Raw genomic sequence first — 200 nt, 5'->3', positions numbered from 1 at the left:
CTCATGCGAGAAAAGAACCTATCCGGTATTAGCTACCGTTTCCGGTAGTTATCCCAGTCTTATGGGCAGGTTGCCTACGTGTTACTCACCCGTCCGCCGCTAAGTCTCAAAGAAGCAAGCTTCTCATTGACTCCGCTCGACTTGCATGTATTAGGCACGCCGCCAGCGTTCGTCCTGAGCCAGGATCAAACTCTCCAATA

At 51.5% G+C, this 200-nt stretch carries 1 rRNA gene; it reads right to left on the bottom strand.

Annotated features, from left to right (window positions below):
- Positions 1–200, bottom strand: a 16S ribosomal RNA gene (locus KJS58_RS25355); the annotation flags it as partial.

Origin of the sequence: Paenibacillus sp. J45TS6 (assembly GCF_018403285.1) — a bacterium.
Lineage (GTDB): Bacteria > Bacillota > Bacilli > Paenibacillales > Paenibacillaceae > Paenibacillus.
This window is presented reverse-complemented; position numbering and strand designations above follow the sequence as displayed.